This is a genomic window from Microbacterium sp. Leaf151 (assembly GCF_001424225.1).
Lineage (GTDB): Bacteria > Actinomycetota > Actinomycetes > Actinomycetales > Microbacteriaceae > Microbacterium.
This window is the reverse complement of sequence record NZ_LMOR01000002.1, coordinates 555,636-578,485: the sequence shown is the minus strand read 5'-3', so window position 1 is coordinate 578,485 and position 22,850 is coordinate 555,636. Positions and strand designations below refer to the sequence as shown.

The 22,850-nt window shown below is 70.8% G+C and carries 21 protein-coding genes; all 21 read right to left on the bottom strand.

Annotation, left to right across the window (positions count from 1 at the left end):
* Complete coding sequence (locus ASF76_RS06785) at nt 1-231, bottom strand: DUF6704 family protein (protein WP_055954875.1); 231 nt, start codon at nt 229-231, stop codon at nt 1-3.
* Nucleotides 232-574: 343 nt separating this feature from the next.
* Complete coding sequence (locus ASF76_RS06780; protein WP_055954873.1) at nt 575-1,156, bottom strand: Trp biosynthesis-associated membrane protein; 582 nt, start codon at nt 1,154-1,156, stop codon at nt 575-577.
* A complete protein-coding gene (gene hisI / locus ASF76_RS06775; RefSeq protein WP_055954870.1) occupies nt 1,156-1,494 on the bottom strand; it encodes a phosphoribosyl-AMP cyclohydrolase in 339 nt (112 codons plus the stop codon). Before hisI ends, ASF76_RS06780 begins: the two co-directional genes overlap by 1 nt.
* A complete protein-coding gene (hisF, locus tag ASF76_RS06770; RefSeq protein WP_055954867.1) occupies nt 1,491-2,255 on the bottom strand; it encodes an imidazole glycerol phosphate synthase subunit HisF in 765 nt (254 codons plus the stop codon). The genes hisI and hisF overlap by 4 nt, the downstream gene beginning before the upstream one ends.
* Nucleotides 2,255-3,097 (bottom strand): ATP phosphoribosyltransferase, encoded by an 843-nt coding sequence (gene hisG, locus ASF76_RS06765; RefSeq protein ID WP_055954864.1) that lies wholly within the window; start codon nt 3,095-3,097, stop codon nt 2,255-2,257. The genes hisF and hisG overlap by 1 nt, the downstream gene beginning before the upstream one ends.
* 46 nt (nt 3,098-3,143) lie before the next feature.
* Complete coding sequence (locus tag ASF76_RS06760; protein ID WP_055954861.1) at nt 3,144-3,407, bottom strand: phosphoribosyl-ATP diphosphatase; 264 nt, start codon at nt 3,405-3,407, stop codon at nt 3,144-3,146.
* A 492-nt stretch (nt 3,408-3,899) separates the two neighbouring features.
* Nucleotides 3,900-4,571, bottom strand: coding sequence for a ribulose-phosphate 3-epimerase (rpe, locus tag ASF76_RS06755; RefSeq protein ID WP_200936090.1), 672 nt, complete (start codon nt 4,569-4,571; stop codon nt 3,900-3,902).
* A 289-nt stretch (nt 4,572-4,860) separates the two neighbouring features.
* Nucleotides 4,861-6,231 carry an RsmB/NOP family class I SAM-dependent RNA methyltransferase gene (locus ASF76_RS06750; RefSeq protein WP_055954853.1) on the bottom strand — a complete coding sequence of 457 codons (1,371 nt, stop codon included), beginning with the start codon at nt 6,229-6,231 and terminating at the stop codon, nt 4,861-4,863.
* The gene (fmt, locus tag ASF76_RS06745; protein WP_055954850.1) at nt 6,228-7,145 is read right to left on the bottom strand and encodes a methionyl-tRNA formyltransferase; all 918 of its coding nucleotides are present in this window, start codon (nt 7,143-7,145) and stop codon (nt 6,228-6,230) included. Before fmt ends, ASF76_RS06750 begins: the two co-directional genes overlap by 4 nt.
* 88 nt (nt 7,146-7,233) lie before the next feature.
* Nucleotides 7,234-9,216, bottom strand: coding sequence for a hypothetical protein (locus ASF76_RS06740; protein ID WP_055954847.1), 1,983 nt, complete (start codon nt 9,214-9,216; stop codon nt 7,234-7,236).
* A gap of 253 nt (nt 9,217-9,469) precedes the next feature.
* Nucleotides 9,470-10,663 carry a methionine adenosyltransferase gene (gene metK, locus ASF76_RS06735; protein WP_055954844.1) on the bottom strand — a complete coding sequence of 398 codons (1,194 nt, stop codon included), beginning with the start codon at nt 10,661-10,663 and terminating at the stop codon, nt 9,470-9,472.
* A 121-nt stretch (nt 10,664-10,784) separates the two neighbouring features.
* A complete protein-coding gene (gene rpoZ / locus ASF76_RS06730) occupies nt 10,785-11,039 on the bottom strand; it encodes a DNA-directed RNA polymerase subunit omega (protein ID WP_055837405.1) in 255 nt (84 codons plus the stop codon).
* Nucleotides 11,040-11,359: 320 nt separating this feature from the next.
* Entirely contained in the window at nt 11,360-12,265 is a 906-nt protein-coding gene (gmk, locus tag ASF76_RS06725) for a guanylate kinase (protein ID WP_055954841.1), read from the bottom strand.
* Nucleotides 12,258-13,118, bottom strand: a complete 861-nt coding sequence (gene pyrF / locus ASF76_RS06720) for an orotidine-5'-phosphate decarboxylase (RefSeq protein WP_055954838.1) — start codon at nt 13,116-13,118, stop codon at nt 12,258-12,260. Before pyrF ends, gmk begins: the two co-directional genes overlap by 8 nt.
* On the bottom strand, nt 13,115-16,402 hold the full coding sequence (carB, locus tag ASF76_RS06715; RefSeq protein WP_055954835.1) for a carbamoyl-phosphate synthase large subunit: 3,288 nt from the start codon (nt 16,400-16,402) through the stop codon (nt 13,115-13,117). The genes pyrF and carB overlap by 4 nt, the downstream gene beginning before the upstream one ends.
* On the bottom strand, nt 16,395-17,567 hold the full coding sequence (carA, locus tag ASF76_RS06710; RefSeq protein WP_055954832.1) for a glutamine-hydrolyzing carbamoyl-phosphate synthase small subunit: 1,173 nt from the start codon (nt 17,565-17,567) through the stop codon (nt 16,395-16,397). The genes carB and carA overlap by 8 nt, the downstream gene beginning before the upstream one ends.
* On the bottom strand, nt 17,564-18,067 hold the full coding sequence (locus ASF76_RS06705; protein WP_055954830.1) for a PH-like domain-containing protein: 504 nt from the start codon (nt 18,065-18,067) through the stop codon (nt 17,564-17,566). The genes carA and ASF76_RS06705 overlap by 4 nt, the downstream gene beginning before the upstream one ends.
* Entirely contained in the window at nt 18,064-19,386 is a 1,323-nt protein-coding gene (locus tag ASF76_RS06700) for a dihydroorotase (RefSeq protein WP_055954826.1), read from the bottom strand. The genes ASF76_RS06705 and ASF76_RS06700 overlap by 4 nt, the downstream gene beginning before the upstream one ends.
* The gene (locus tag ASF76_RS06695; RefSeq protein ID WP_055954823.1) at nt 19,383-20,351 is read right to left on the bottom strand and encodes an aspartate carbamoyltransferase catalytic subunit; all 969 of its coding nucleotides are present in this window, start codon (nt 20,349-20,351) and stop codon (nt 19,383-19,385) included. The genes ASF76_RS06700 and ASF76_RS06695 overlap by 4 nt, the downstream gene beginning before the upstream one ends.
* On the bottom strand, nt 20,348-20,878 hold the full coding sequence (gene pyrR / locus ASF76_RS06690; protein WP_055954820.1) for a bifunctional pyr operon transcriptional regulator/uracil phosphoribosyltransferase PyrR: 531 nt from the start codon (nt 20,876-20,878) through the stop codon (nt 20,348-20,350). Before pyrR ends, ASF76_RS06695 begins: the two co-directional genes overlap by 4 nt.
* A 246-nt stretch (nt 20,879-21,124) precedes the next feature.
* Complete coding sequence (locus ASF76_RS06685) at nt 21,125-22,708, bottom strand: Rieske 2Fe-2S domain-containing protein (RefSeq protein ID WP_055954817.1); 1,584 nt, start codon at nt 22,706-22,708, stop codon at nt 21,125-21,127.
* Nucleotides 22,709-22,850: the final 142 nt, after the last annotated feature.

Below are 22,850 nucleotides of genomic sequence, written 5' to 3'. Positions count from 1 at the left end.
TCAGTGCGCCTTCGGGTTGGACTTCGCGCCGTCCGCGCCGTAGCCGGCCTTCTTCATCGCCAGGCCGACGATCGCACCGACGACGAGCAGACCCACCGACGCCCACACGAGCGCGGGGATGTCGAGCCAGAAGAACAGCGTGCCGAGCGTGAACGCGACGAGCATGATGATCACGGCCGTCCAGGCGGCGGGCGAGTGTCCGTGGCCGGGGTCACCGATGGGGTTGCTCATGGGGCTCCTAACAGTCGCGCGCGGGCGCGGGGAAAAGCGTCGATGCAGTCTATCGAAGCGCAAGGGGGGTCACGGCTTCGACGTCTCGATGTCGCGAGGTCCGCCGTCGCAGCCGTCTGATCCACCCACCGCCCCTCCGCTTCGAGAAACGCGATCGGCGTGGAGAAACGCGCCCTCACGGCGTTTCCTCCACGCGAACACGTTCCTCGACCGCGCTTGGTGGATGCCGCGAAGCTCCGCGTGCGACAACGCTTCGCATCGCCATCGACCGCACGCCATGGATGTCGCGACGCTCCGCCGTGCGACGGCTCGCGCGGGCGGCTCGGGCCTCGCGGCGGGAGGCTCAGGCCGTGGGGTCGTCGCCGCGGGAGAGGTCGTCCCACGAGTCGATCGCGTCGTGCGGGCGACCGGTGCCGGCCTCGGTGGCCGTGCGGTACTTGCGGCTCGCGCCCGATGCCCAGCGGCGGGCGGTGACGAGGGTGAAGACCGCAGCGGCGAACAGCACCGCCTGCGCGAGCAGGGTGAGCGCCAGCCAGGGCGTCAGCGAGAACCCCGTGACGAGGGAGGCCACGGCATCCGTTCCCGAGATCCCGGTGGCCTCGGTGACGGTCGAGGCCGCGGCGGCGACGGGGCGGCCGACGAGCAGCTGCGCGGTACCCAAGCCCACCAGCGCCGCGATCAGGGCGCCGACGACGCCGAATACGTGGCGCAGCACGGGACCGACGATCGACAGGGCGGCGCCCAACGCGAGCGCGGCCAGGCTGAGCGGGGTGAGGATCGGCAGGGCGTCAGCGCCGGCGACGGCCAGGGTCTGCTGCGCGCCGTCGTCGAGGGTGACGTCTATCCACGTCTGGGTGGATGCGATCACGCCCAGCGCTCCGGCGGCGAGCATGGCGAGGACGGCCGTCGAGCGGGCGCGCCGCATCAGCGCTCCCCCACGACCGGGTGCAGGTCGTCGGCGTCGAAGCAGGTGTGGTCGCCCGTGTGGCAGGCCGCGCCGATCTGGTCGACCTCGATGAGCAGCGTGTCACCGTCGCAGTCCAGACGCGCACCCTTCACCAGCTGGATGTGGCCCGAGGTGTCGCCCTTGCGCCAGTACTCCTGGCGTGAACGCGACCAGAATGTCACGCGGCCGGACGTGAGCGTGCGCTTCAGTGCCTCGGCATCCATCCAACCGACCATGAGCACCTCGCGTGAGTCGAACTGCTGGATGACGGCGGCCACCAGGCCGTCGGCGTCGTATTTCACGCGGTCGACGCTCATCGGCGCACCTCGATTCCCTCGGCGGCCATGGCGTCCTTGACCTGTCCGACGGTGAGCTGACCGGAGTGGAAGACGGATGCCGCGAGCACCGCGTCGGCGCCCGCCTGCACGGCCGGGGCGAAGTGGCCGAGCTCTCCCGCGCCGCCCGACGCGATGACCGGGACCGCGGCGACCTGGCGCATGAGGCGGACGAGTTCGAGGTCGAAGCCCTGCTTCGTGCCGTCGGCGTCGATCGAGTTGACCAGTAGTTCTCCGGCTCCGCGTTCGACGGCCTCACGAGCCCACTCCAGGGCGTCGAGGGTGGTTTCGGTGCGGCCGCCGTGCGTGGTCACCACGAAACCCGAGGGGGTGGATGCCGCCCGCTTCACGTCGAGCGAGAGCACGATCACCTGAGCGCCGAAGCGGTCGGCGATCTCGTCGATGAGGGCGGGACGGGCGATCGCGGCGGAGTTCACGCCGATCTTGTCGGCGCCGACCGAGAGCAGCCGGGCGACGTCGTCGGCGGAGCGCACTCCCCCGCCGACGGTGAGCGGGATGAACACCTGCTCGGCGGTGCGGCGGACAACGTCGTAGGTCGTCGAGCGCTCGTCGACGGTGGCGGTCACGTCGAGGAAGGTGACCTCGTCGGCGCCCTGGTCGAAGTAGAGCTTGGCGAGCTCGACAGGATCGCCCATGTCGCGCAGGTCGAGGAAGTTGACGCCCTTGACGACGCGACCGGCCGCGACGTCGAGGCAGGGGATGACGCGACGTGCGAGGGTCATCAGAGCCTCGCGGCGAGGATCTCGGTCACCAGGATCGCGCGGGCTCCGATCGCGTAGAGCGCGTCCATGACCTGGTTGACGTCGCGGCGCGGGCTCATGACGCGCACGGCCACCCACTCGGGGTCGCGCAGCGGCGAGATCGTCGGCGACTCCAGGCCCGGAGCCACGGCGACGGCCTGCTCCACGAGGGCGGCGGGCAGGTCGTAATCGATGAGGACGTACTTGCGGGCGGCGAGGACACCGCGCAGACGCCGCAGCAGTGTCTCGGTCCCCTCGGCCTCCTGCGGGCCGGCGATCAGGACAGCGTCGCTCTCGAGCAGGACGGGCCCGAAGATCTCGAGTCCCGCCTGACGGAGCGTAGTGCCCGTGGAGACGACGTCGGCCACGGCATCCGCCACTCCGAGCTGCACGGCGGACTCAACCGCACCGTCGAGCGGCACGATGTCGACGGCGATGCCGCGTTCATCGAGGAACGCGTCGACCAGGCCCGGATAGGCGGTGGCGACGCGCAGGCCCTGCAGGTCGTGCACGTCGGTGAAGCGGCCCGGACGACCGGCGAAGCGGAACGTGGAGCCGGCGAAGCCGAGTGATTCGACCTCGCGGGCGCCCGGCATGCGGGCATCCAACAGCAGATCGCGGCCGGTGATGCCGACATCCAGCGCGCCGGAGCCGACGTAGGTCGCGATGTCACGGGGGCGGAGATAGAAGAACTCGACCTCGTTGACGGGGTCGACGGTGTACAGGTCTTTCGAGTCGCGTCGTCCGGCGTACCCGGCCTCCGAGAGCATCTCGGCGGCGGTCTCGGCGAGCGACCCCTTGTTCGGCACGGCGATTCGCAGCATGACGGGGGCTTTCGTGTTGAAGTGAGCGAACGGGACGGGTGACGGCTCAGAGATGTCGGTAGACGTCTTCGAGCGTCAGGCCCTTCGCGAGCATGAGGGTCTGCAGGTGGTACAGCAGCTGCGAGATCTCTTCGGCCGTCGCGGCGTCGGACTCGTACTCGGCGGCCATCCACACCTCGGCGGCCTCTTCGACGATCTTCTTGCCGATGGCGTGCACGCCCGCGTCGAGCTGCGCGACGGTGCCGGACCCCTCGGGTCGCTCGACGGCCTTGGCGCTGAGTTCCGCGAACAGGTCGTCGAAGGTCTTCACGGTTCCAGGGTATCGGGTCGGCCGGGGTGGGCGGTGCCGCGGGGCGTGGCGCGGATGGGGGTGGGTGGCGCGGGGTGGGTATGTGAGTGGGGCCTGGGTGTGGGTGCCGGTGCGTTTGCGGGCGGGGGGCGTGGGGTGCGCGTGCGTGCGGCGCCGCGTGCGGGGCAGCTCGCGCATAAACGCTTGCTGCGCGCGGAAACGCGAGGAGAGCGCGTTTATGCGCGTGGATCGCGTTTATGCGTAGGGTCGGGTGGGCGCAGCGGGGCTGCCTCGACGAGGTCGGGCGGGTGCCGGCGTGGGCTCGGCGTGGCGCGGGGCTTGCGGTTCGGCCGAGGATCTGGCATCCGGATGCCGTGTCTCCGTCACGCGTAAACGCTTGCTGCGCGCAGAAACGCGAGGAGCGCGCGTTTATGGGCATGGATCGCGTTTATCCGTGAGTTCGCGTGGCGCGACGCAACCGCGGACGCCGAGCGAGGACGGACCGCGCCCTGCTCAATGGCGGTGGCGGGACGCCGTGGTGCGCAGCGATTGGATGGCCGCGTCGGGGTCGTCTGCGCCGAAGACCGCGGACCCGGCGACGAAGGTGTCGGCCCCCGCCTCAGCGGCCTGCGCGATCGTGGACTCGCCGATGCCGCCGTCGACCTGGAGCCAGACGCTCGAGCCGCGCCGCTTCGCCTCGTCGGCCAGGGCACGGAGCTTGGGCATGGTCTCGGGCATGAAGGACTGGCCGCCGAAGCCGGGTTCGACGGTCATCACGAGGATCTGATCGAACTCGTTGAGAGCATCAAGAAGGTTCTCCACGGGTGTACCGGGCTTCACGGCGACGCCGGCGCGCGCGCCGATGGAACGCAACCGGCGCGCCAGGGCGATCGGGGATGCAGCCGCCTCGAGGTGGAAGGTCACGGATGCCGCACCGAGCTCGGCGTAGGCCGGAGCCCAGCGGTCGGGGTCGTCGATCATCAGGTGCACGTCGAGGGGCACCGGGCTCGTCTCCTGGATGCGCGCCACCATCTGCGGCCCGAACGTGAGGTTGGGCACGAAGTGGTTGTCCATGACGTCGACGTGCACGAAGTCGGCACCCGCGATGCGCGCGAGCTCGGCCTCCATGTTCACGAAGTCGGCGGCGAGGATGCTCGGGTTGATGCGGGAGGCGTCGGTAGGCACCCGACCATTATGGGCGGGCACTGCGCTCGTCCCGTCGCCGCGCTCCCCCGGGCCGTCCAGTCGAGTGTCCAAGACACGCCGTTCGACGGGGCTCCCGCGCGGCGTGTCTTGGACACTCGACGAGCTGGACGGGACCGGCCGCGCACGGCGGGGTCGGGCCCGTCCAGCTCGCGGCGAGCCCGGGACTGTCCGGGCACGGCGGGGTCGGGCCCGTCAGCGCACGGCGGGCCCGGGCTTGTCCGCGCACGGCGGGGTCGGGCTTGTCCGCTCGCAGCGGGCGAGCAACCGGTCAGCGCTTGCGCAGCAGGGCGATCGACATCGCGTCGGTGCCGTGGCGGTGGGGCCAGAGTTGCGCGCGGAGGGAGCCGTCGGCCTGGTCGGGCAGGTCGATCTCGTCGACAGCCACGGAGCGCACGACCGCGCGGGCATCGAGTTCCTCGACCGCGTCTCCGAGCTCGCGTTTGACCTCGGCGAGCACGCCGGAGGTCTCGGCCAGATGCGGCGAGCACGTCACGTACGCGACGACACCGCCGGTCTTCAGCGCCTCGAACGCGGCGAGCACCAGATCCAGCTGCAGGGCCGTCAGATCGGGTACGTCGGCGGGGGTTTTGCGCCAGCGCGCCTCGGGCCGGCGGCGCAGCGCTCCGATGCCGGTGCACGGGGCGTCGACGAGGATGCGGTCGTACTCCCCCGGCATCCGGGCCGCGCGCTCGCGCCCGTCCTCCTCGCTCACCTCGACCTCGAGGGGCACGGATGCCAGGGCCTGTCGCACCAACCCGGCGCGCGCCGGTGAGATCTCGTTGGCATCCAGCGTCGCGCCGTGCGCGAGCGCTTCGGCCGCGAGCAAGGCGGTTTTGCCGCCGGGTCCGGCGCAGAGGTCGAGCCAGCGTTCACCCTCGCGAACGGGGAGGGCGCGGCTCAGGGCGAGCGCGGCGAGTTGCGACCCCTCGTCCTGCACGCGTATGCGGCCGCCGGAGCCGCGGATGAGGCCCTCGGGGTCTCCGCCGCGGGTGGTGAACGCGGTAGGAGCGAAGCGTGTGGGTGCGGCATCGTCGGGCACTTCGGCGAGTCCGGGGAGAGCGATCATGGCCACGCGCGGGGCGATGTTGTCGGCCTCGAGCAGGGCGGTGAGCTCGTCGGCGCGGCCCTCTGCGGTCAGCGCGCGACGGAGAGCTCGCACGATCCACACGGGGTGCGAGGTGGTCAGCCCGATCCGCTCGTCGTCACTGCGCGCGGCGGCGGCGATGCGGTCCATCCATTGGCCGGGCGTGTCGCGCGAGACGCGGCGCAGCACGGCGTTGGCGAACCCCGCCGCGCCCTTTCCCCCGCCGTGCCGACGGGCGAGTTCGACGGACTCGTTGACCGCGGCGTGCGAGGCGACGCGGGTGGACAGCAGCTGGTGCACCCCGAGGCGGAGCGCGTCGAGCACGTTCGGGTCGATGCGATCGACGGTGCGGTCGGCCGCGGCGGCGATGATGGCGTCGTACGTTCCCCGCCGGCGAAGGGTGCCGTAGGTCAGTTCCGTTGCGAGGCCGGCGTCTTTGGCATCCAATTTCGCCCGTACGATCGCGTGCGGCAGCAGCAGATTGGCGTAGGCCTCGTCGCCGGAGACGGCGCGGAGGACCTCGTACGCGACGGCGCGCGCTCCCTGCACGCTCATGCGCCGAGCACCGGTTCGTCGGTGCGCAGACCTCGGAACCAGTCGCCGGCGGCCATCGCCCCCTTGCCTGCGGGCTGGACGGTCTCGAGGCGCAGGGGCGCCGTGCCGGTACCGACGATCACGTCCTTTCCGGATGCCGCGACCCGTCCCGGCGTGAGCGGCGGCGCCTCGGAGGGAGCTGCGCGCAGCACTTTGAAGCGGGCGCCGTCGAGGGTCGTGTGGGCTCCGGGTTCGGGCGTGACGCCGGCGATGCGGTGGAGGAGGGTCTCGGCATCCTGGGTGAAGTCGAGAGCGCCGTCGTCGAGGGTGAGCTTGGGCGCGAGAGTCGGTTCGCCGCGCTGCGCGGTCGCGACCGCCGTGCCGTCGGCGATGCCGTCGACCACGCGGGCGAGCACGGGAGAGCCGATGTCGGCGAGGGCGTCGAGCACGTCGGCGGTGGTGGCGCCGGGGGGCACCTCGTAGCGCTCCTCGGCGAACACGTCGCCCGCGTCGAGCGCCGCGACCAGTTGGAAGACGCTGGCGCCGGTCACGGTGTCACCGGCGATGAGGGCGCGCTGCACGGGAGCTGCGCCGCGCCAGCGCGGGAGGAGTGAGAAGTGCAGGTTGATCCACCCATGCGCGGGGGTCGACAGCAGTGGCTCGCGCACGAGTCCGCCGTAGGCCACGATCACGCCGAGGTCGGGCGCGAGTTCGGCGATCCGCTCGGTCACGTCGGCGTCCAGGCGGTCGGCCTTGATGGTCGGGATGCCGAGCTCGTCGGCGGCCTGAGCGACCGGCGACGGGGTGAGCACGCGCTTGCGTCCGAGCGGAGCGTCGCTGCGGGTCACGACCGCGGCGATCTCGTGAGGACCGGCGGCCAAGGCGCGGAGGGAGGGGACGGCGACGGCGGGGGTACCGGCGAAGACGAGGCGCATGGTTCTCCTCAGGCGGTTCGGGGCGGGTGGGTCTGGGTGGGTGCGCCGGCACGGACCACGGTGGCGGTCGGCCGAAGGCGCGTGCCGCTCACAGGTCGGGTTCGGGGATGTCGAGACGGACTCTGAGCGTACTGCGCGGCTTCGGGCCGCGATCCTTGCGCGACTTGCGGGCGCGTAGCGCGTCGGCGATGACTCCGGCGCGCAGAGCCTCGGCGACGGCGCGTCCGTGCGCGTAGTCGAAACGCACGAGCGCACGCGCCGTTGCGATGTCGGGGGTCTCCGACGTGTCGACCGGCCCCAGGATCGCGAGCGGGTCGAGGTCGGTCACCGTCTCGCGCAGGGACGCGAGCAGGGTGTCGACGCTGCGGGAGTGGCCGTCGACGCTGGCGACACGCACGGCGGGCGGCATGCGAAGCGGCGCGCGATCGACCAGCTCGGCGCGGGCGTACGCGGGCTGGGTCCAGGTCGCGAGCGCGCGGGCGACGGGGCCCGCGACGCCGACGAGATGCACGGGCGCGCCGGGTGCGGCGAGGGCCGCGGCGTTCGACCACCAGCGCAGACAGCTCTCACCGATGCGAAGGGCCTCGCTCTGCAGCATCCGGTCGCCGTCGAGCAGGATGACGGCGCGGTAGCCTCCGCGGGCGATCGGCTCGGCGCCGCGGGTGGCGATGACCAGCGCCGGCTGGCCGTCGACCTCGGCCACCGGGTGGGCCCCGTCGGCGATGATCACGCGGGTGTTCGGGAAGGCGCGGCCGAGCTCGTCGGCGGTTCGCTCGCTGCCCGAGGACGCCATCCGCAGCTTCGTCGAGTGACAATGCCCGCAGGTCCAGGCGTGGGCGCTGCGACCGCACCAGGCGCACACCGGGGTCGCGCCGGGACGAGCCGCGCGGAGCGGACCTGCGCAGTGCGCGCACCGGGCGGGGCGACGGCAGTCGGCGCAGACGAGCGAGGGGGCGTATCCGGGGCGGGCGACTTGCACGAGCACGGGCCCGTGCTGCAGGGCCTCGCGCGCGGCGGCGAACGCGGAGGAGGGCACGCGCGACTGGCGCTGCTCCCCCTCGCGGGTCGCACTCAGCACGATGCGCGGGCTGGGGCGGCGAGCTTGCGTGATCTCGCGCACGTAGCCGACGTCGACGAGCCTCTGCACGTCGGTCGTGCGCGTGTGCCCGGCGAAGATGAGGGCCGATCCCTCCGACTCCTGGCGCACGAGGGCTGCGTCGCGGGCGTGCACGCCCGGAGAGAGCGGTTCCGACAGCAGGGAATCGCCGTCGTCCCAGATCGCCACGAGCCCGGTGTGGTGCGCGGGCGCGTACACCCCCGAGCGGCGGCCGACCACGATGCAGGGCACGGATGCCAGGGTGCGCAGGTACTGCGCGTAGCGGGCGGGCCCGGACTGGTCGGCGTCGTCGCGCACGATGGCATCCGGGGCCACGAGCTCGCCGAGGGCGGCGAGCAATTGCGCCTGATCGCGGTAGTCGGGTACGACGAGCACGGCGCTCTTCCCCCGGGCCAGCGTGTGCACCGCGGCGGCGGCGAGCAGGTCGGCCCAGGCCCCCCGCGGGAGCTCGGGGTGCGGGTGCGGGGGTGCGTCGATCGCGAGACGCTCGCCGGCGTCGAGAGCCTCGGCAAGCCCCGGGTAGGCGCGCAGCTCGACGTCGGATCGCTCGCGGGCGGCCGGCACCACCTCGGGCGCATCGGGCGGCGGTGCCGCGGCCCAGGCCTTCTCGGCGCGGACCATGCGCCGAGGGACGGCCAACCGCAGCACATCGCTGACGGAGCCGGCGGCACGGTCGGCGACACGGCGCGCGAGCGTGTACAGGCGCTCGGGCAGCACGGGCATCGGCGACACCACGGCCTCGATCGACGAGAGCGGTCGTTCGCTGCCGTCGTCTGCCACCACCTCGACGACGAAGGCATCCATCATGCGCCCCGCCGAGCGCAGCGGCACCTTGACCCGCACGCCCGGAGCGATGTCCGCCACGAGCGGGTGCGGCACGGCGTAATCGAAGAGACGGTCCAGTTGCGGCACGGGCGACTCGAGCTGCACGCGCGCGACGCGGCGCTCGCTCACGGAAGCTCTCCCCCGCCCCGGACGCCGGGGCGCGCGCGGACAGGGGCGCCTGCGCTCGCGCGGACGCCGGTGCACGGGCGCCGGTGGACCTGGGCGCGGGCACCCCCGATCCCGCTCGCCATCGCCTGCGCACCGGAACACACGCGAATGCCGGTGCACGGGCGTTGGCAGGCTTGAGCACGGGCGCGCCGAATCACGCCCACCGTCGCACCGACGCGTCGCCGGCTGCGTCGCGCGGCGCCCGCCCGCACGCTCAGATTCCGGCGGCGGCGCGCAGCTCGTCGACGCGGTCGGTGCGCTCCCAGGTGAAATCGGCCAGCTCGCGGCCGAAGTGACCGTACTTCGCCGTCTGCGCGTAGATCGGGCGCAGAAGGTCGAGCTGCTCGACGATGGCCGCGGGGCGCAGGTCGAACACATCGCGGATCGCGCGCACGATCACATCGTCGTCCACGTGAGCGGTGCCGAACGACTCCACGTAGAGACCGACGGGGTTCGCCTTGCCAATGGCGTAGGCGACCTGCACCTCGAGGCGGTCGGCGAGGCCCGCCGCGACGGCGTTCTTCGCGACCCATCGCATGGCGTAGGCGGCCGAGCGGTCGACCTTGGACGGGTCCTTGCCGCTGAACGCGCCACCGCCGTGGCGGGAGGCTCCACCGTAGGTGTCGATGATGATCTTGCGGCCGGTGAGCCCGGCGTCGCCCTTCGGGCCGCCGATGACGAAGGGACCGGCCGGGTTGATGTAGTACTTCACGTCGGGGAGTTCGAGCCCGGTCTCGGCCAGCACGGGATCGATGACCTCGGCCTGCACCTGCGCGCGCAGATCTTCCTGCGAGATGTCGGGGTGGTGCTGCGTCGACAGCACCACGCTGTCGACGGTGCGCGGAGTGAAGCCGTCGTAGCCGAGCGTCACCTGGGTCTTGCCGTCGGGGCGCAGGAACGGCAGCGCTCCGCTCTTGCGCACGGCCGCCAGACGCTCGGCGATGCGATGCGCCGTCCAGATGGCCATCGGCATGAGCTGTGGAGTCTCGTTCGTGGCGAAGCCGAACATGATGCCCTGATCGCCCGCCCCCTGCAGGTCGTGGGGATCGACGGACCCGCGCTCGCGCTGCTCGAACGCCTTGTTGACGCCGGCGGCGATGTCGGAGGACTGCGCGCCGATCGAGACGGAGACACCGCACGACTCACCGTCGAACCCGGTGTCGCTCGAGGTGTAGCCGATGCGGTTCACCACGTCACGGACGATCGCGGGGATCTCGACGTAGGCCCGCGTCGACACCTCGCCCGCCACGTGCACGAGCCCGGTCGTGACGAGGGTCTCGACGGCGACGCGCCCCGTGGGGTCGTCGGTGAGGATGGCATCCAGAATGCTGTCGGAGATCTGGTCGCAGATCTTGTCGGGGTGTCCTTCCGTGACGGACTCGGACGTGAACAGGCGTAGGTCGGTCAAGACGACTCCGGGAGGCTAGCGAGCAGGGAACGGGCACAAGTATGCCCCGGACGGCGGTGAGCCGCCCGGGGCATCGTCACATCTGTGAATACTTCACGCGTGAGCCGGTGAGGGCTGTGGATTACTCCGCAGCGCGCAGGCGCAGCTTGTCTTCGTGGATCTCGTGCAGTGCGATCGTGAGGGGCTTGTCTTCGACGGTGGAGTCGACCAGCGGGCCGACGTTGTCGAAGAGGTTTCCCTCGTGCAGGTCGGAGTAGTAGTCGTTGATCTGACGCGCGCGCTTGGACGCGTAGATGACGAGCTGGTACTTCGAGTCGACCTTGTCGAGCAGAGCGTCGATGGGCGGGTCGATGATGCCCTTGTCACGTCCGGCCATGGGGAACCTCCTGGTTCGGCGGGATGGGGTGGATGCGGCGCCGGGAGCGCCGAAGCATCCCCCCATTCTAGCCGACGCCGACCCGGGGTGTGCCGAGGGCGTCGGGCGGGTCGTGTAGGCGGTGCCGGGGCGACGGCGACGCGGTGACGGCGACGTGGCGACGGCGACGTCGCGACGGGTGCGGCGTCCGGCGGGGCGCCGGGCTGCGCGGCGTCGGGGCGTCGTTTGTGCACCGGGGCGTGCGATGTCCGCCCCGGTGCACATTTCGCGCCCCCAACGAGTGCTGGCCGGGCGGCGCTGCGCCGCCGCGGACCGGCGCGTCAGCCCTGCGCGGCGGCCAGAGCCACGACGTCGGCGGCGGCGGATGCCACGTCTTCGTTCACGACGCGGTAGTCGAACTCGTTCTGCGCGGCGAGCTCGACGCGGGCCGTGCGAAGGCGACGGGCACGCTCCTCGGCATCCTCGGTCCCCCTCCCGACCAGGCGTTGGACGAGTTCGTCCCAGCTCGGCGGCAGCAGGAACACCAGCGTCGCCGAAGAGTCGGCGGCGCGCACCTGCCGCGCACCCTGCAGGTCGATCTCGAGCAGGGCGGTGCCGCCCGCGGCCAGTACCCGCTCGATGGGTTCGCGGGGCGTGCCGTAGCGGTTCTGGTTGTGCACGACGGCCCACTCCAACAACTCCCCCGCGGCGACCATGCGGTCGAACTCGGCGTCGTCGACGAAGTAGTAGTGCTGCCCGTCGACCTCGCCCGGGCGGGGGCTTCTCGTCGTCGCCGACACCGAGAGGTGGATCTGCGGGTAGTTCTGCTTGATGTGTGCGGCCACCGTGCCCTTGCCGACCGCCGTGGGACCGGCGAGCACGATGAGCCGGCTGCGACCCTCGCGCGGACCCGGCTCGGGCCAGCGGGTGTCGAGGAATGCGCGCAACGCGTCGCGTTGACGTGTGCCGAGACCACCGAGTCGCTTCACCGGCGAGATGCCGAGCGAGATGAGGATGCGATCGCGCTTGCTCTCGCCGATCGCGGGGATCGCCGTGAGGAACTCGGTCACGCGCATCGCTCCGGCCGGAGACAGCGGGTCGGCGAGACCCCGCCGCAGCAGCTCCTGCGGCGAGATGACTCGGCTGGAAACGTCGCGCTTCAGCGCGGCGCGCTCGCGGCGCGCCTCGACGGCACGGCGCGAGGCGGCGGCGCGGTCGACCTCGGGCGGGCGACGGGTGTCAGCCATGCAGGGTCTCCCGGTAGAGCGCGGCACGCTGGTCGATGCGCGCGGCGAGACGGTCGGGTCCGACCGCGAGGATGCTGCGACTCTCGTTGGCCACGACCGCTTTGGCGACATAACCGAAGAGACGTCCCAGATCGGCGGGCTCAGCGCCCTGCGCGCCGAAGCCGGGCGCGAGGATCGGCATCCCGGCGAGGGCCACATCTCCGAGACCGAATGCGGCACGGTCGACGGTGGCGCCGACCACGACGCCGATCGAGCCGAACGCACCGGGAGCGCCGATGTTCGCCTCGTTCACATCGTGGGCCACGCGCGCCGCGACGTGCTCGTGATCGCCGACGGCGAAGGCGTCGTCGACGATCGCGCTCTGCAGCGCCCGTGCTTCGGGGTTGCTCGTCGCGGTGAGCACGAACGCACCCTTGCGGTGACGCAGGGCCAGCGAGAGCGTGTCGCGCAGCGAATCGGCGCCCAGGTACGGGGTCAGGGTCACGGCATCCGCTTCGAGGGGCGAACCGGGCTCGAGCCAGGCGTGGGCATAGCCCTCCATGGTCGTGCCGATGTCACCGCGTTTGGCGTCGGCGATGACCAGCAGCCCCGCGGCGCGCGCGGCGGCCATCACGTCCTCGAGCGCCGCGAAACCCTTCGAGCCGTATCGCTCGTAGAACGCCACCTGCGGCTTCACGACGCCGACGCGGCCGGACGCTGCCTCGACCACGCGCAGGCCGAACGCGCGCACGCCCTCGGCCGTGGCATCCAGCCCCCACGCCGACAGGAGTGCGGCGTGAGGGTCGATGCCGACGCACAGCGGACCGTGGGCGTCGAGCGCGGCGCTGAGCCGCTGCCCGAACGGCTCGCTCACAGACGGCCCGCGCGATCCACCGCGTACTCCTGAAGGCTGCGCACCTCGAAGCCGTCCTTCATCGCACCCAGCGCGCTCACCGCGGCACCGAGAACGGCCATCGTGGTGAACAGGGCCTTGTCGGCGGCGACCGCCGCGGCCCGGATCTCGTAACCGTCGGCTCGCGCCGATCCGCCGCTGGGGGTGTTGACGATCATGTCGATCTCCCCGGCGTTGATGAGATCGACGACGTTCTGCTGGCCGGAGCCCTGGGTCGCGGAGTACTTCTCGACGACCTGCACCTTGATGCCGTTACGGGCGAGGATCTCGGCCGTACCCTCGGTGGCCAGAAGCGAGAAGCCGAGCTCCTGCAAGCGGTGGGCGGGCAGGATCACGGCGCGCTTGTCGGCATCGGCGACCGAGATGAACACGACGCCCGACGTCGGCATGCCGCCGTACGCGGCCTCTTGCGACTTCGCGAACGCCGTCGGGAAGTCGCGGTCGATGCCCATGACCTCACCGGTCGAGCGCATCTCGGGTCCGAGCACACTGTCGACGGTGTGACCGTCGGCGGTGCGGAAGCGCTTGAACGGCAGCACCGCCTCTTTCACGGCGACGGGGGCGTCGAGAGGCACGCGCGAGCCGTCCTGCTCGGGCAGCAGTTCCTCGGCGATGAGCTCGGCGATCGTGTTGCCGGCCATGATGCGGCTGGCGGCCTTGGCGAGTGGGATGCCGAGGGCCTTCGACACGAACGGCACCGTGCGGCTGGCGCGCGGGTTCGCCTCGATGACGTAGAGCACACCGGCGGAGATCGCGAACTGCACGTTGAGCAGGCCGCGCACACCGACGCCCTTCGCGATGGCCAGGGTCGCCTCGCGCACACGATCGACCTCGGTGCGGCCGAGCGAGACGGGCGGCAGGGTGCAGGACGAGTCGCCGGAGTGGATGCCGGCTTCTTCGAGGTGCTCCATGACGCCGCCGATGTACAGGTCGGTGCCGTCGTACAGTGCGTCGACGTCGAGCTCGATCGCGTCGTCGAGGAAGCGGTCGACCAGCAGCGGGAGCCCTGGGCCGATGATCGCCTGGTCGGCGACGCGCACGAAGTAGTCTCGCAGCGCCTCGGTCGAGTAGACGATCTCCATGCCGCGGCCGCCGAGCACGAAGCTCGGGCGCACGAGCACCGGGTAGCCGATCTCCTCGGCCACCGCGACGGCGCCGTCGACGTCGATCGCGGTGCCGCTGCGGGGGGCGACGAGACCCGCCTCGTCGAGCAGGCGCGAGAACAGCTCGCGCTCCTCGGCGAGGTCGATCGCCTCGGGGCTGGTGCCGAGGATCGTGTAGCCGGCGGCCTCGATGCCCTTGGCCAGGCCGAGGGGCGTCTGACCGCCGAGCTGGCAGACGACGCCGAGGATGGTGCCCGACTGCGCCTCGGCGTGCAGCACCTCGAGCACGTCTTCGAGCGTGAGCGGCTCGAAGTACAGGCGGTCGGAGGTGTCGTAGTCGGTGGAGACGGTCTCGGGATTGCAGTTGACCATGACGGTCTCGTACCCGGCATCGGACAGTGCGAAGGAGGCGTGCACGCACGAGTAGTCGAACTCGACGCCCTGGCCGATGCGGTTGGGCCCCGAGCCGATGATGACGACCTTCGTGCGGTCGGAGGGGGTGACCTCGGTCTCGGCGTCGTAGCTGGAGTAGTGGTAGGGCGTGAGGGCCGGGAACTCCCCCGCACAGGTGTCGACGGTCTTGTAGACCGGCCGCACGTCGAGCGCGTAGCGGGCTTCCCGCACCTCGGCCTCGTCGAGACCGCGGAGCTGGGCGATCTGCACGTCGCTGAAGCCGTGCTCCTTCGCGAGGCGGAGGGTGTCGGCATCCAGGCTCTCCGCCTCGCCGATGAACTCCGCGACCTCGTTGATCAGCACCATCTGGTCGATGAACCAGGGGTCGATCTTGGTCGCCTCGAACGCCTCCTCCGCCGTCGCACCGAACCGCAGCGCCTGCTGCAGCACGACGATGCGACCGTCGGTCGGCTTCTTCGCGATCTCGAGCAGCTCTTCCGCCGAGCGCGACTCCTCGCCCCAGTGGAAGCTCGAGCCGCGCTTCTCGAGCGAGCGCAGCGCCTTCTGCAGGGCGGTGGTGTAGTTGCGGCCGATCGCCATCGCCTCGCCGACCGACTTCATGGTGGTGGTGAGGGTGGTGTCGGCGGCGGGGAACTTCTCGAAGTTGAACCGCGGCACCTTGACCACGACGTAGTCGAGCGTGGGCTCGAAGCTCGCCGGCGTGACCTTGGTGATGTCGTTGGGGATCTCGTCGAGCCGGTAGCCGATCGCGAGCTTCGCGGCGATCTTCGCGATCGGGAACCCCGTGGCCTTCGACGCCAGGGCCGACGAGCGCGAGACACGCGGGTTCATCTCGATGACGATGATGCGCCCGGTCGCGGGGTCGACGGCGAACTGGATGTTGCAGCCGCCGGTATCGACGCCCACGGCACGGATGATGTCGATACCGATGTCGCGCAGGCGCTGGTACTCGCGGTCGGTCAACGTGAGCGCGGGGGCGACGGTGATCGAGTCGCCCGTGTGCACGCCGACCGGATCGACGTTCTCGATCGAGCAGACGACGACCGTGTTGTCGGCGGTGTCGCGCATGAGCTCGAGCTCGTACTCCTTCCACCCGAGGATCGACTCCTCGAGCAGCACCTCGTTGGTGGGCGAGTCGTGCAGGCCCGCGCCTCCGATGCGGCGGAGGTCGGCCTCGTCGTACGCGAAGCCCGAGCCGAGACCGCCCATCGTGAACGACGGACGCACGACCAACGGGTACCCGAGCTTCTCGGCCCCGGCGATCAGCTCGTCCATCGAGTGGCAGATGACGGATGCCGCGACGTCGGCGCCCGCCTCGATGACGAGTTCTTTGAAGATCTGGCGGTCCTCGCCGCGGTTGATCGCGTCGAAGTCGGCGCCGATGAGCTCGACGTCGTACTTCTCGAGCATGCCGCGCTTGTGGAGCTGGATCGCCGCGTTGAGGGCCGTCTGTCCGCCGAGCGTGGGGAGCACGGCATCCGGCTTCTCTTTGGCGATGATCGTCTCGATCACCTCGGGGGTGATCGGCTCGATGTAGGTCGCGTCGGCGAAGTCGGGGTCGGTCATGATCGTGGCCGGATTGGAGTTGACGAGGATGACGCGCACCCCCTCTTCACGCAGCACGCGGCACGCCTGGGTGCCGGAGTAGTCGAACTCGCAGGCCTGGCCGATGACGATCGGGCCGGAGCCGATGACGAGGACGGAGTTGATGTCGTCGCGCTTAGGCATTCTTCTGGGTCTCCATCGTCGCGAGAACCATCTCGCGGAAGCGGTCGAACAGGTAGTTGGCGTCGTGCGGTCCTGAGGCGGCCTCAGGGTGGTACTGCACGCTGAACGCGGGGATGTCGAGGGCGCGAAGGCCCTCGACGACGTTGTCGTTGAGGCCGATGTGGCTCACCTCGACGCGGCCGAAACCGGCGGGGCTGTCGACGACCTCATCCAGCGGCGCGTCGACGGCGAAGCCGTGGTTCTGCGACGTGATCTCGACGCGGCCGGTTGTCTTGTCGAGCACGGGCTGGTTGATGCCGCGGTGGCCGAACGGCAGCTTGTACGTGCCGAAGCCGAGAGCACGGCCCAGCAGCTGGTTGCCGAAGCAGATGCCGAAGAACGGCAGGCCGTCGCCGAGGACGGCGCGCAGAAGCTCGACATGCTGATCGGATGCGGCGGGGTCACCGGGGCCGTTGGAGTAGAACGCCGCGACCGGCTCGATGGCGCGGATGTCGTCGATCGTCGCGGACTGCGGGAAGACGTGCACGTCGAATCCGCGGGCGGCGAGGTTGTCGATCGTTGACTTCTTCACGCCCAGATCGAGCACGGCGAGATTGCCGATGCGCTCCGCGGTGGCGGGGGTGACCTCGACCTCGGTGACCGAGACCTCGGCGCTCAGGTTGCGGCCGGCCATCCCCGGGGCTTCGCGGACGCGGCGCAGCTGCTCGTCGGCATCCAGGTTCGCGGCTTCACCCGAGAAGACGCCGCCGCGCATGCTGCCGGATGAGCGGATGCGGCGGGTGACCGCGCGGGTGTCGATACCGGAGATGCCGACGATGCCGTCTTCGACGAGCGCGTCGTCGAGCGAGCGGTTCGCGCGCCAATTCGACACCATGCGCGAAGGGTCCCGTACGACGTAGCCGGCGACCCAGATGCGGCGCGATTCGGGGTCTTCGTCGTTCACGCCGGTGTTGCCGATGTGGGGGGCCGTCTGCAGGACGATCTGGCCGGCGTACGAGGGGTCGGTGATCGTCTCCTGGTAGCCGGTCATGCCGGTCGCGAAGACGACCTCGCCGAGGGTCTCACCGCGCGCACCGTACGCGCGTCCGACGTAGCGGGTGCCGTCCTCGAGGACGAGGACGGCGGGGTCTCGCGAGATCCGCGAGGAAGGGATCAGGGCGGTCATGCGTCGCTTCCTGTCGTGGTGATGAGGGGACGGATGGCGTCGGCCAGCGCTTTGGCCGAGGCATCCTGAGGTCGGAGGTAGGTGTCGACGACGGTGTCGACGTCGATGCGCCAGCTGACGCGCGTCAGGCCGCCCGCCTCGACCACGCGGTCGATGGCGACGGTGGCCTGCGCGGCGTCCACCAGCCGGTCGCGGGTCAGCGCGATGCGGGGCTGGCCCGGAAGGTCGAGGGCGACGCCGGCCGTGGTGACGGTGACGTCGACGCGGGAGCGGAAGCCGAGACCCTTGATCGCGAGTCGCTCGAGCGGCTCGTCGTGTCGGGTCGTGGCGACGTAGAGACCGGGGAACACCGCGGTCTCGACGGCGTCGTCGGGCAGCTCCCCCACCGGGGCGGTGTAGCGCGCATCGCGCCGCGTTCGTCGCACCCACGCCCACGCGAGGAGTGCCAGAGCGATCACGGCCACCGCGGCCATCACGAGCAAGGCGCCCTCACGCGTCATGCGAGGGCCCCCGGAGCGTCGAGCAGAACGCCGTCGGCGACGGTGGGGATGCCGGCGCGCACGGTCCAGCGCACCTCTCCGGGCAGCTCCCGGCCGAGGTACGGCGAGTTCTTGCTGCGTCCGCGGAGGTCGGTGACCGCGAAGGGGCGCGAGGGGCGCGGGTCGTACAGCGTGAAGCTGGCCGGGTGACCGGCGGCCACGGGGGTGCCGTGACGGTCGAGGCGACCGATGCGGGCGGGTGCCTTCGAGAGCACGCGGGCGACGTCGGCCCAGTCGAGGAGGCCCGTGTCGACCATCGCCTGCTGCACGACGCGCAGGGCGCTCTCGAGACCCACCATGCCGTTGGCGGCCGCCGCCCACTCGCAGGCCTTCGCCTCGGCGGGGTGCGGGGCGTGGTCGGTGGCGACGATGTCGATCGTCCCGTCGGCGAGGCCCTCGCGCACGGCCATCACGTCTTCTTCACGTCGCAGCGGCGGGTTGACCTTATAGCGCGCGTCGTAGTCGCGCACGAGCTCGTCGGTCAGCAGCAGGTGGTGCGGGGTCACTTCGGCGGTGACGTTCACGCCGCGCTTCTTGGCCCAGCGGATGATGTCGACCGAGCCGGCGGTCGAGAGGTGGCACACATGCAGGCGCGAGCCCACGTGCTCGGCCAGCAGCACGTCACGGGCGATGATCGACTCTTCGGCGACCGCGGGCCAGCCGGTGAGGCCGAGCTCCGCCGAGACCGCACCCTCGTTCATCTGGGCGCCCTCGGTCAGGCGCGGGTCCTGCGCGTGCTGCGCGACCACTCCGTCGAACGCCTTCACGTACTCGAGCGCCCGCCGCATGATGAGCGGGTCGAAGACGCAGAAGCCGTCGTCGCTGAACACGCGCACGCGCGCGCGGGAGTCGGCCATCGCGCCGAGCTCGGCGAGACGTTCGCCCCGCTGCCCGACGGTGACGGCGCCGATCGGCTGGACGTGCACGTACCCGGCGGCCTCGCCGAGGGCGAGCTCCTGCTCGACGATTCCGGCCGTGTCGGCGGTGGGCGAGGTGTTGGGCATCGCGAAGACGGTCGTGAATCCGCCCGCGGCGGCGGCGCGCGATCCGGTGAGGACGGTCTCGGATGCCTCGAAGCCGGGCTCGCGCAGGTGCACGTGCAGGTCGACGAGGCCGGGAAGGGCGATCAACCCGTCGGCGTCGACGACCGTGGCGCCGGCGTGCGACAGCCCGGTGCCTGCCTCGGCGATGACGCCGTCGCGCACGAGGAGGTCGGTGGCATCCTGACCCTCGACGCGCGCGCCGCGGACCAGAAGCGTCTGGGGGGTGGCATGGCTCATCGGAGGCCCTCTCTCTCGGTGTCGGGCCGCTCGCCCGCCAGCAGCAGGTACAGCACGGCCATCCGCACGGAGACGCCGTTCGTGACCTGCTCGAGCACCGTCGAGCGAGGCGAATCGGCGGCTTCGGCGGAGATCTCCAGACCCCGGTTCATCGGACCGGGGTGCAACACAATGCTATCGGTCGCGAGGGCCTCCAGCCGCCGCGCATCGAGGCCGTAGCGACGCGAATACTCCCGTTCAGTCGGGAAATACGCGGCAGACATGCGTTCGAGCTGGATGCGGAGCATCATCAGCGCGTCGGGGCCTGCGGCGATCGCGTGGTCGAGGTCGTAGTCGATGTCGACGGGCCAGCCGCTGACGTCCTGCGGAACCAGGGTCGGCGGCGCCACGAGCGTCACGCGGGCGCCGAGGGTGTGCAAGAGCCACACGTTCGACCGTGCGACCCGCGAGTGCAGCACGTCGCCGACGATCGTGACCCGGATGCCGCCGAGGTCGCGGCCGCGGCTGTCGTCGCCGAACAGGCGCTTGCGGATGGTGAACGCGTCGAGCAGCGCCTGCGTGGGGTGCTCGTGCGTGCCGTCGCCCGCGTTGACCACGCCGGCGCTGATCCAGCCGCTGGTGGCGAGGGTGCGCGGGGCACCGGATGCGCCGTGGCGGATGACCACGGCATCCGCCCCCATCGCCTGGAGGGTCTGCGCGGTGTCCTGCAGCGATTCGCCCTTGCTGACGCTGGAGCCCTTCGCGGAGAAGTTGATGACGTCGGCGGAGAGCCGCTTGGCGGCGGCCTCGAACGAGATGCGGGTGCGCGTGGAGTCTTCGAAGAAGAGATTGACCACGGTCTTACCGCGCAGCGTCGGCAGCTTCTTGACCTCGCGCCGTTGGGTGTCGGCCATGTCTTCGGCGACGTCGAGGATCTCGAGCGCGTCGGCGCGCGAGAGGTGCTGGGTGTCGAGGAGGTGCCTCATGATTCGATCGTCACCTCCTCGACGCCGTCGACCTCGGCGAGGCGCACGTTGACCCGCTCGTCGCGGGCGCTGGGCAGGTTCTTCCCCACGAAGTCGGGGCGGATCGGCAGCTCGCGGTGGCCGCGGTCGATGAGGGTCGCGAGGCGCACCGCCGCGGGACGCCCGATGTCCTGCAGGGCATCGAGAGCAGCTCGGATGCTGCGGCCCGAGAACAGCACGTCGTCGACCAGAACGACGGTCTTGCCGTCGATGCCGCCGGCCGGGATCTCGGTGCGCCGAGGTGCACGGGTCGGGTTGCGGTGCAGATCGTCGCGGTACATGGTCACGTCGAGCGCGCCGACCGGGACGAATGTGCCGCCGAACTCCCCGACCAGCGGGCCGATCCGATTCGCGAGCGTGACGCCGCGGGTCGGGATGCCGAGGAGGACGAGCCCTTCCGGACCCTTGTTCGACTCCAGGATCTCGTGCGAGATTCGCGTCAAAGCGCGGGCGATGTCGGCATCGTGCATGACGGTGCGCGTGTTCATCCGCCGCTCCCTTCTCCGCCTCACGGGACGGGGTTAAAGGTTGCTGTGGTTCGCGTCGAGTCTAGCGGGTGGGGTGGGCACTCGCCGGGCGGGGGCCGGTGCGGCGCGGGCAGTCGCGGCGGTGGGGGGGCCGCGGCGGGACCGGCGGCGGCGGCGGGAGGAGGTTCGGCGAAGGGAGGACGGATGCCGCGGGCTCGGTCCTCCGCTCCCGGATTTTCCTCCCGCGGGGCGCCTGGGACGGTGATCTCAGCCCGCGGCGACCTCGGCGGCGGCGCGTTCGCCGCTCCCCGTCGAGCGGATGCGCGATGAGCGGATCGGGTGACCCGTCGTCGTCAGGCACCGGCCCGACGCCAGGTCCCACTTCCAGTCGTGCAGCGAGCACGTCAGCACGCCGTCCTCGATCTTGCCGGTCTTGGTCAGATCGGCGCGCAGGTGCGGGCACCGACGCTGCACGGTCCAGCCGTCGATCTCGGCATCCTCGGTCTGATCCGACTGCTCGGCGTACCAGTTCTCGACGTACTCGATGCGGTCGCGTGACAGGCACTTCAGGAACGTGGTGAGGAACTCGTTGAACTTGCCCGAGCGGCCCACCTCGAACTGCATGGAAAGGAAGATCGAATTCGACCAGTCGATCTCGTGATCGCGGATGTTCGTCGAGACGAGGTCGGCAGGGATCGTGTACCAGTAGATGCACTCCTCGCCGGCGTACTCGCGCACCTTCGCCTTGGGGAAGTCGACGACCATGTCGAGCTCACCGATGCGGAAGCGCACCGCTCCCCCGACGCCGTTGCGAATGGTGCGGGCGCGGCGCAGCAGCGGCTCCCACCATTCCTTGATGGCGGCGAGCATCTCGGCCGGTGGGAGGACCTCGGAACGGGATGCCACCTCGGCGGCGATCTCGTTGCGGCGGCTGTCGCGCTGCTCGGCGAGGTAGTTCCACTTGTCGCCGAAGACACGCTCGATCTCGTCGTCGGTGTACAGCGTCTGCATGACGGTCACGTCGGATCCCTGCACCTCGACCTCGGTGCCGGGGAGGAACAGGTACCCCTTCTGGTCTGGGCGCTGCTCTTTCATGTGCGCGAGGAAGTCGCGCTGATCGGTGAAGATCGAATCGTTGTCGAGCCCAGTGCCGTTGTAGCGGAACAGCTCGTCGCGCAGGAACATCGGCGGCCCCGCCATCGGGAACACGTGAGACGCGTCGACCTTGTCGATGTAGTACATCGCGCGCTTGTTCTGCGCGTCTCGCTTGAGCTGGGCGAAGTTCTGCTTGGCATCCTGGGGCAGGTCGTAGACCATGGGCCACCAGATCGCGCCCGACACCTGGGTGAAGTAGGCGTCGGGCTTGCCGAAATCGAAGAGCGCGTCGAGATCCAGCGGATGCGAGTCGTTCTGATTCAGGACGGATGCCGTGCCGTCGTCGAGCGAGAGCGACGAGTCGCCGATGGGGCCGTCGGAGGGGGCGCGCAGAGGCGTCACCATCAGCTTCAGGTCGCCGAACTGCAGCGGGACGCCCGCCTCGGTGCGCACGAGGTTCGTGTAGCCGAGGGCGATGAGGTCTTGCTCGAGGTCGTCGGTCGGGTACTCGGGCAGCAGGACCTTGATGTCTTTCGACACGTACCGCTCGAGCAGCGCCGGATCGAAGTGATCGCGGTGGCGGTGCGAGATGTAGAGGAAGTCGGCCGCGCCGAAGCGCGCCCAGTCCAGAGAGCGGTTGTCGGGGAAAGGGAACCACGAGCCGAAGAAGCTCGGACCGATGACGGGGTCGCAGAGGATGCTGCCGCCCGCCGTCTCGATGAACATGCCTGCGTGGCCGAGGCCGGTGACTCTCATGTCGCTCCTGTGTCGTGGACGGAACCCGTCGAGTCTACGCGGGGGTCGCCTGGGCGGGCGGTGGGCGTGGACCTTCCCGGGAGACGGATGCCGGACCGCGCCGGGATCGGCTGTGCCCTCGTACGCGACACGACGCCGCAGC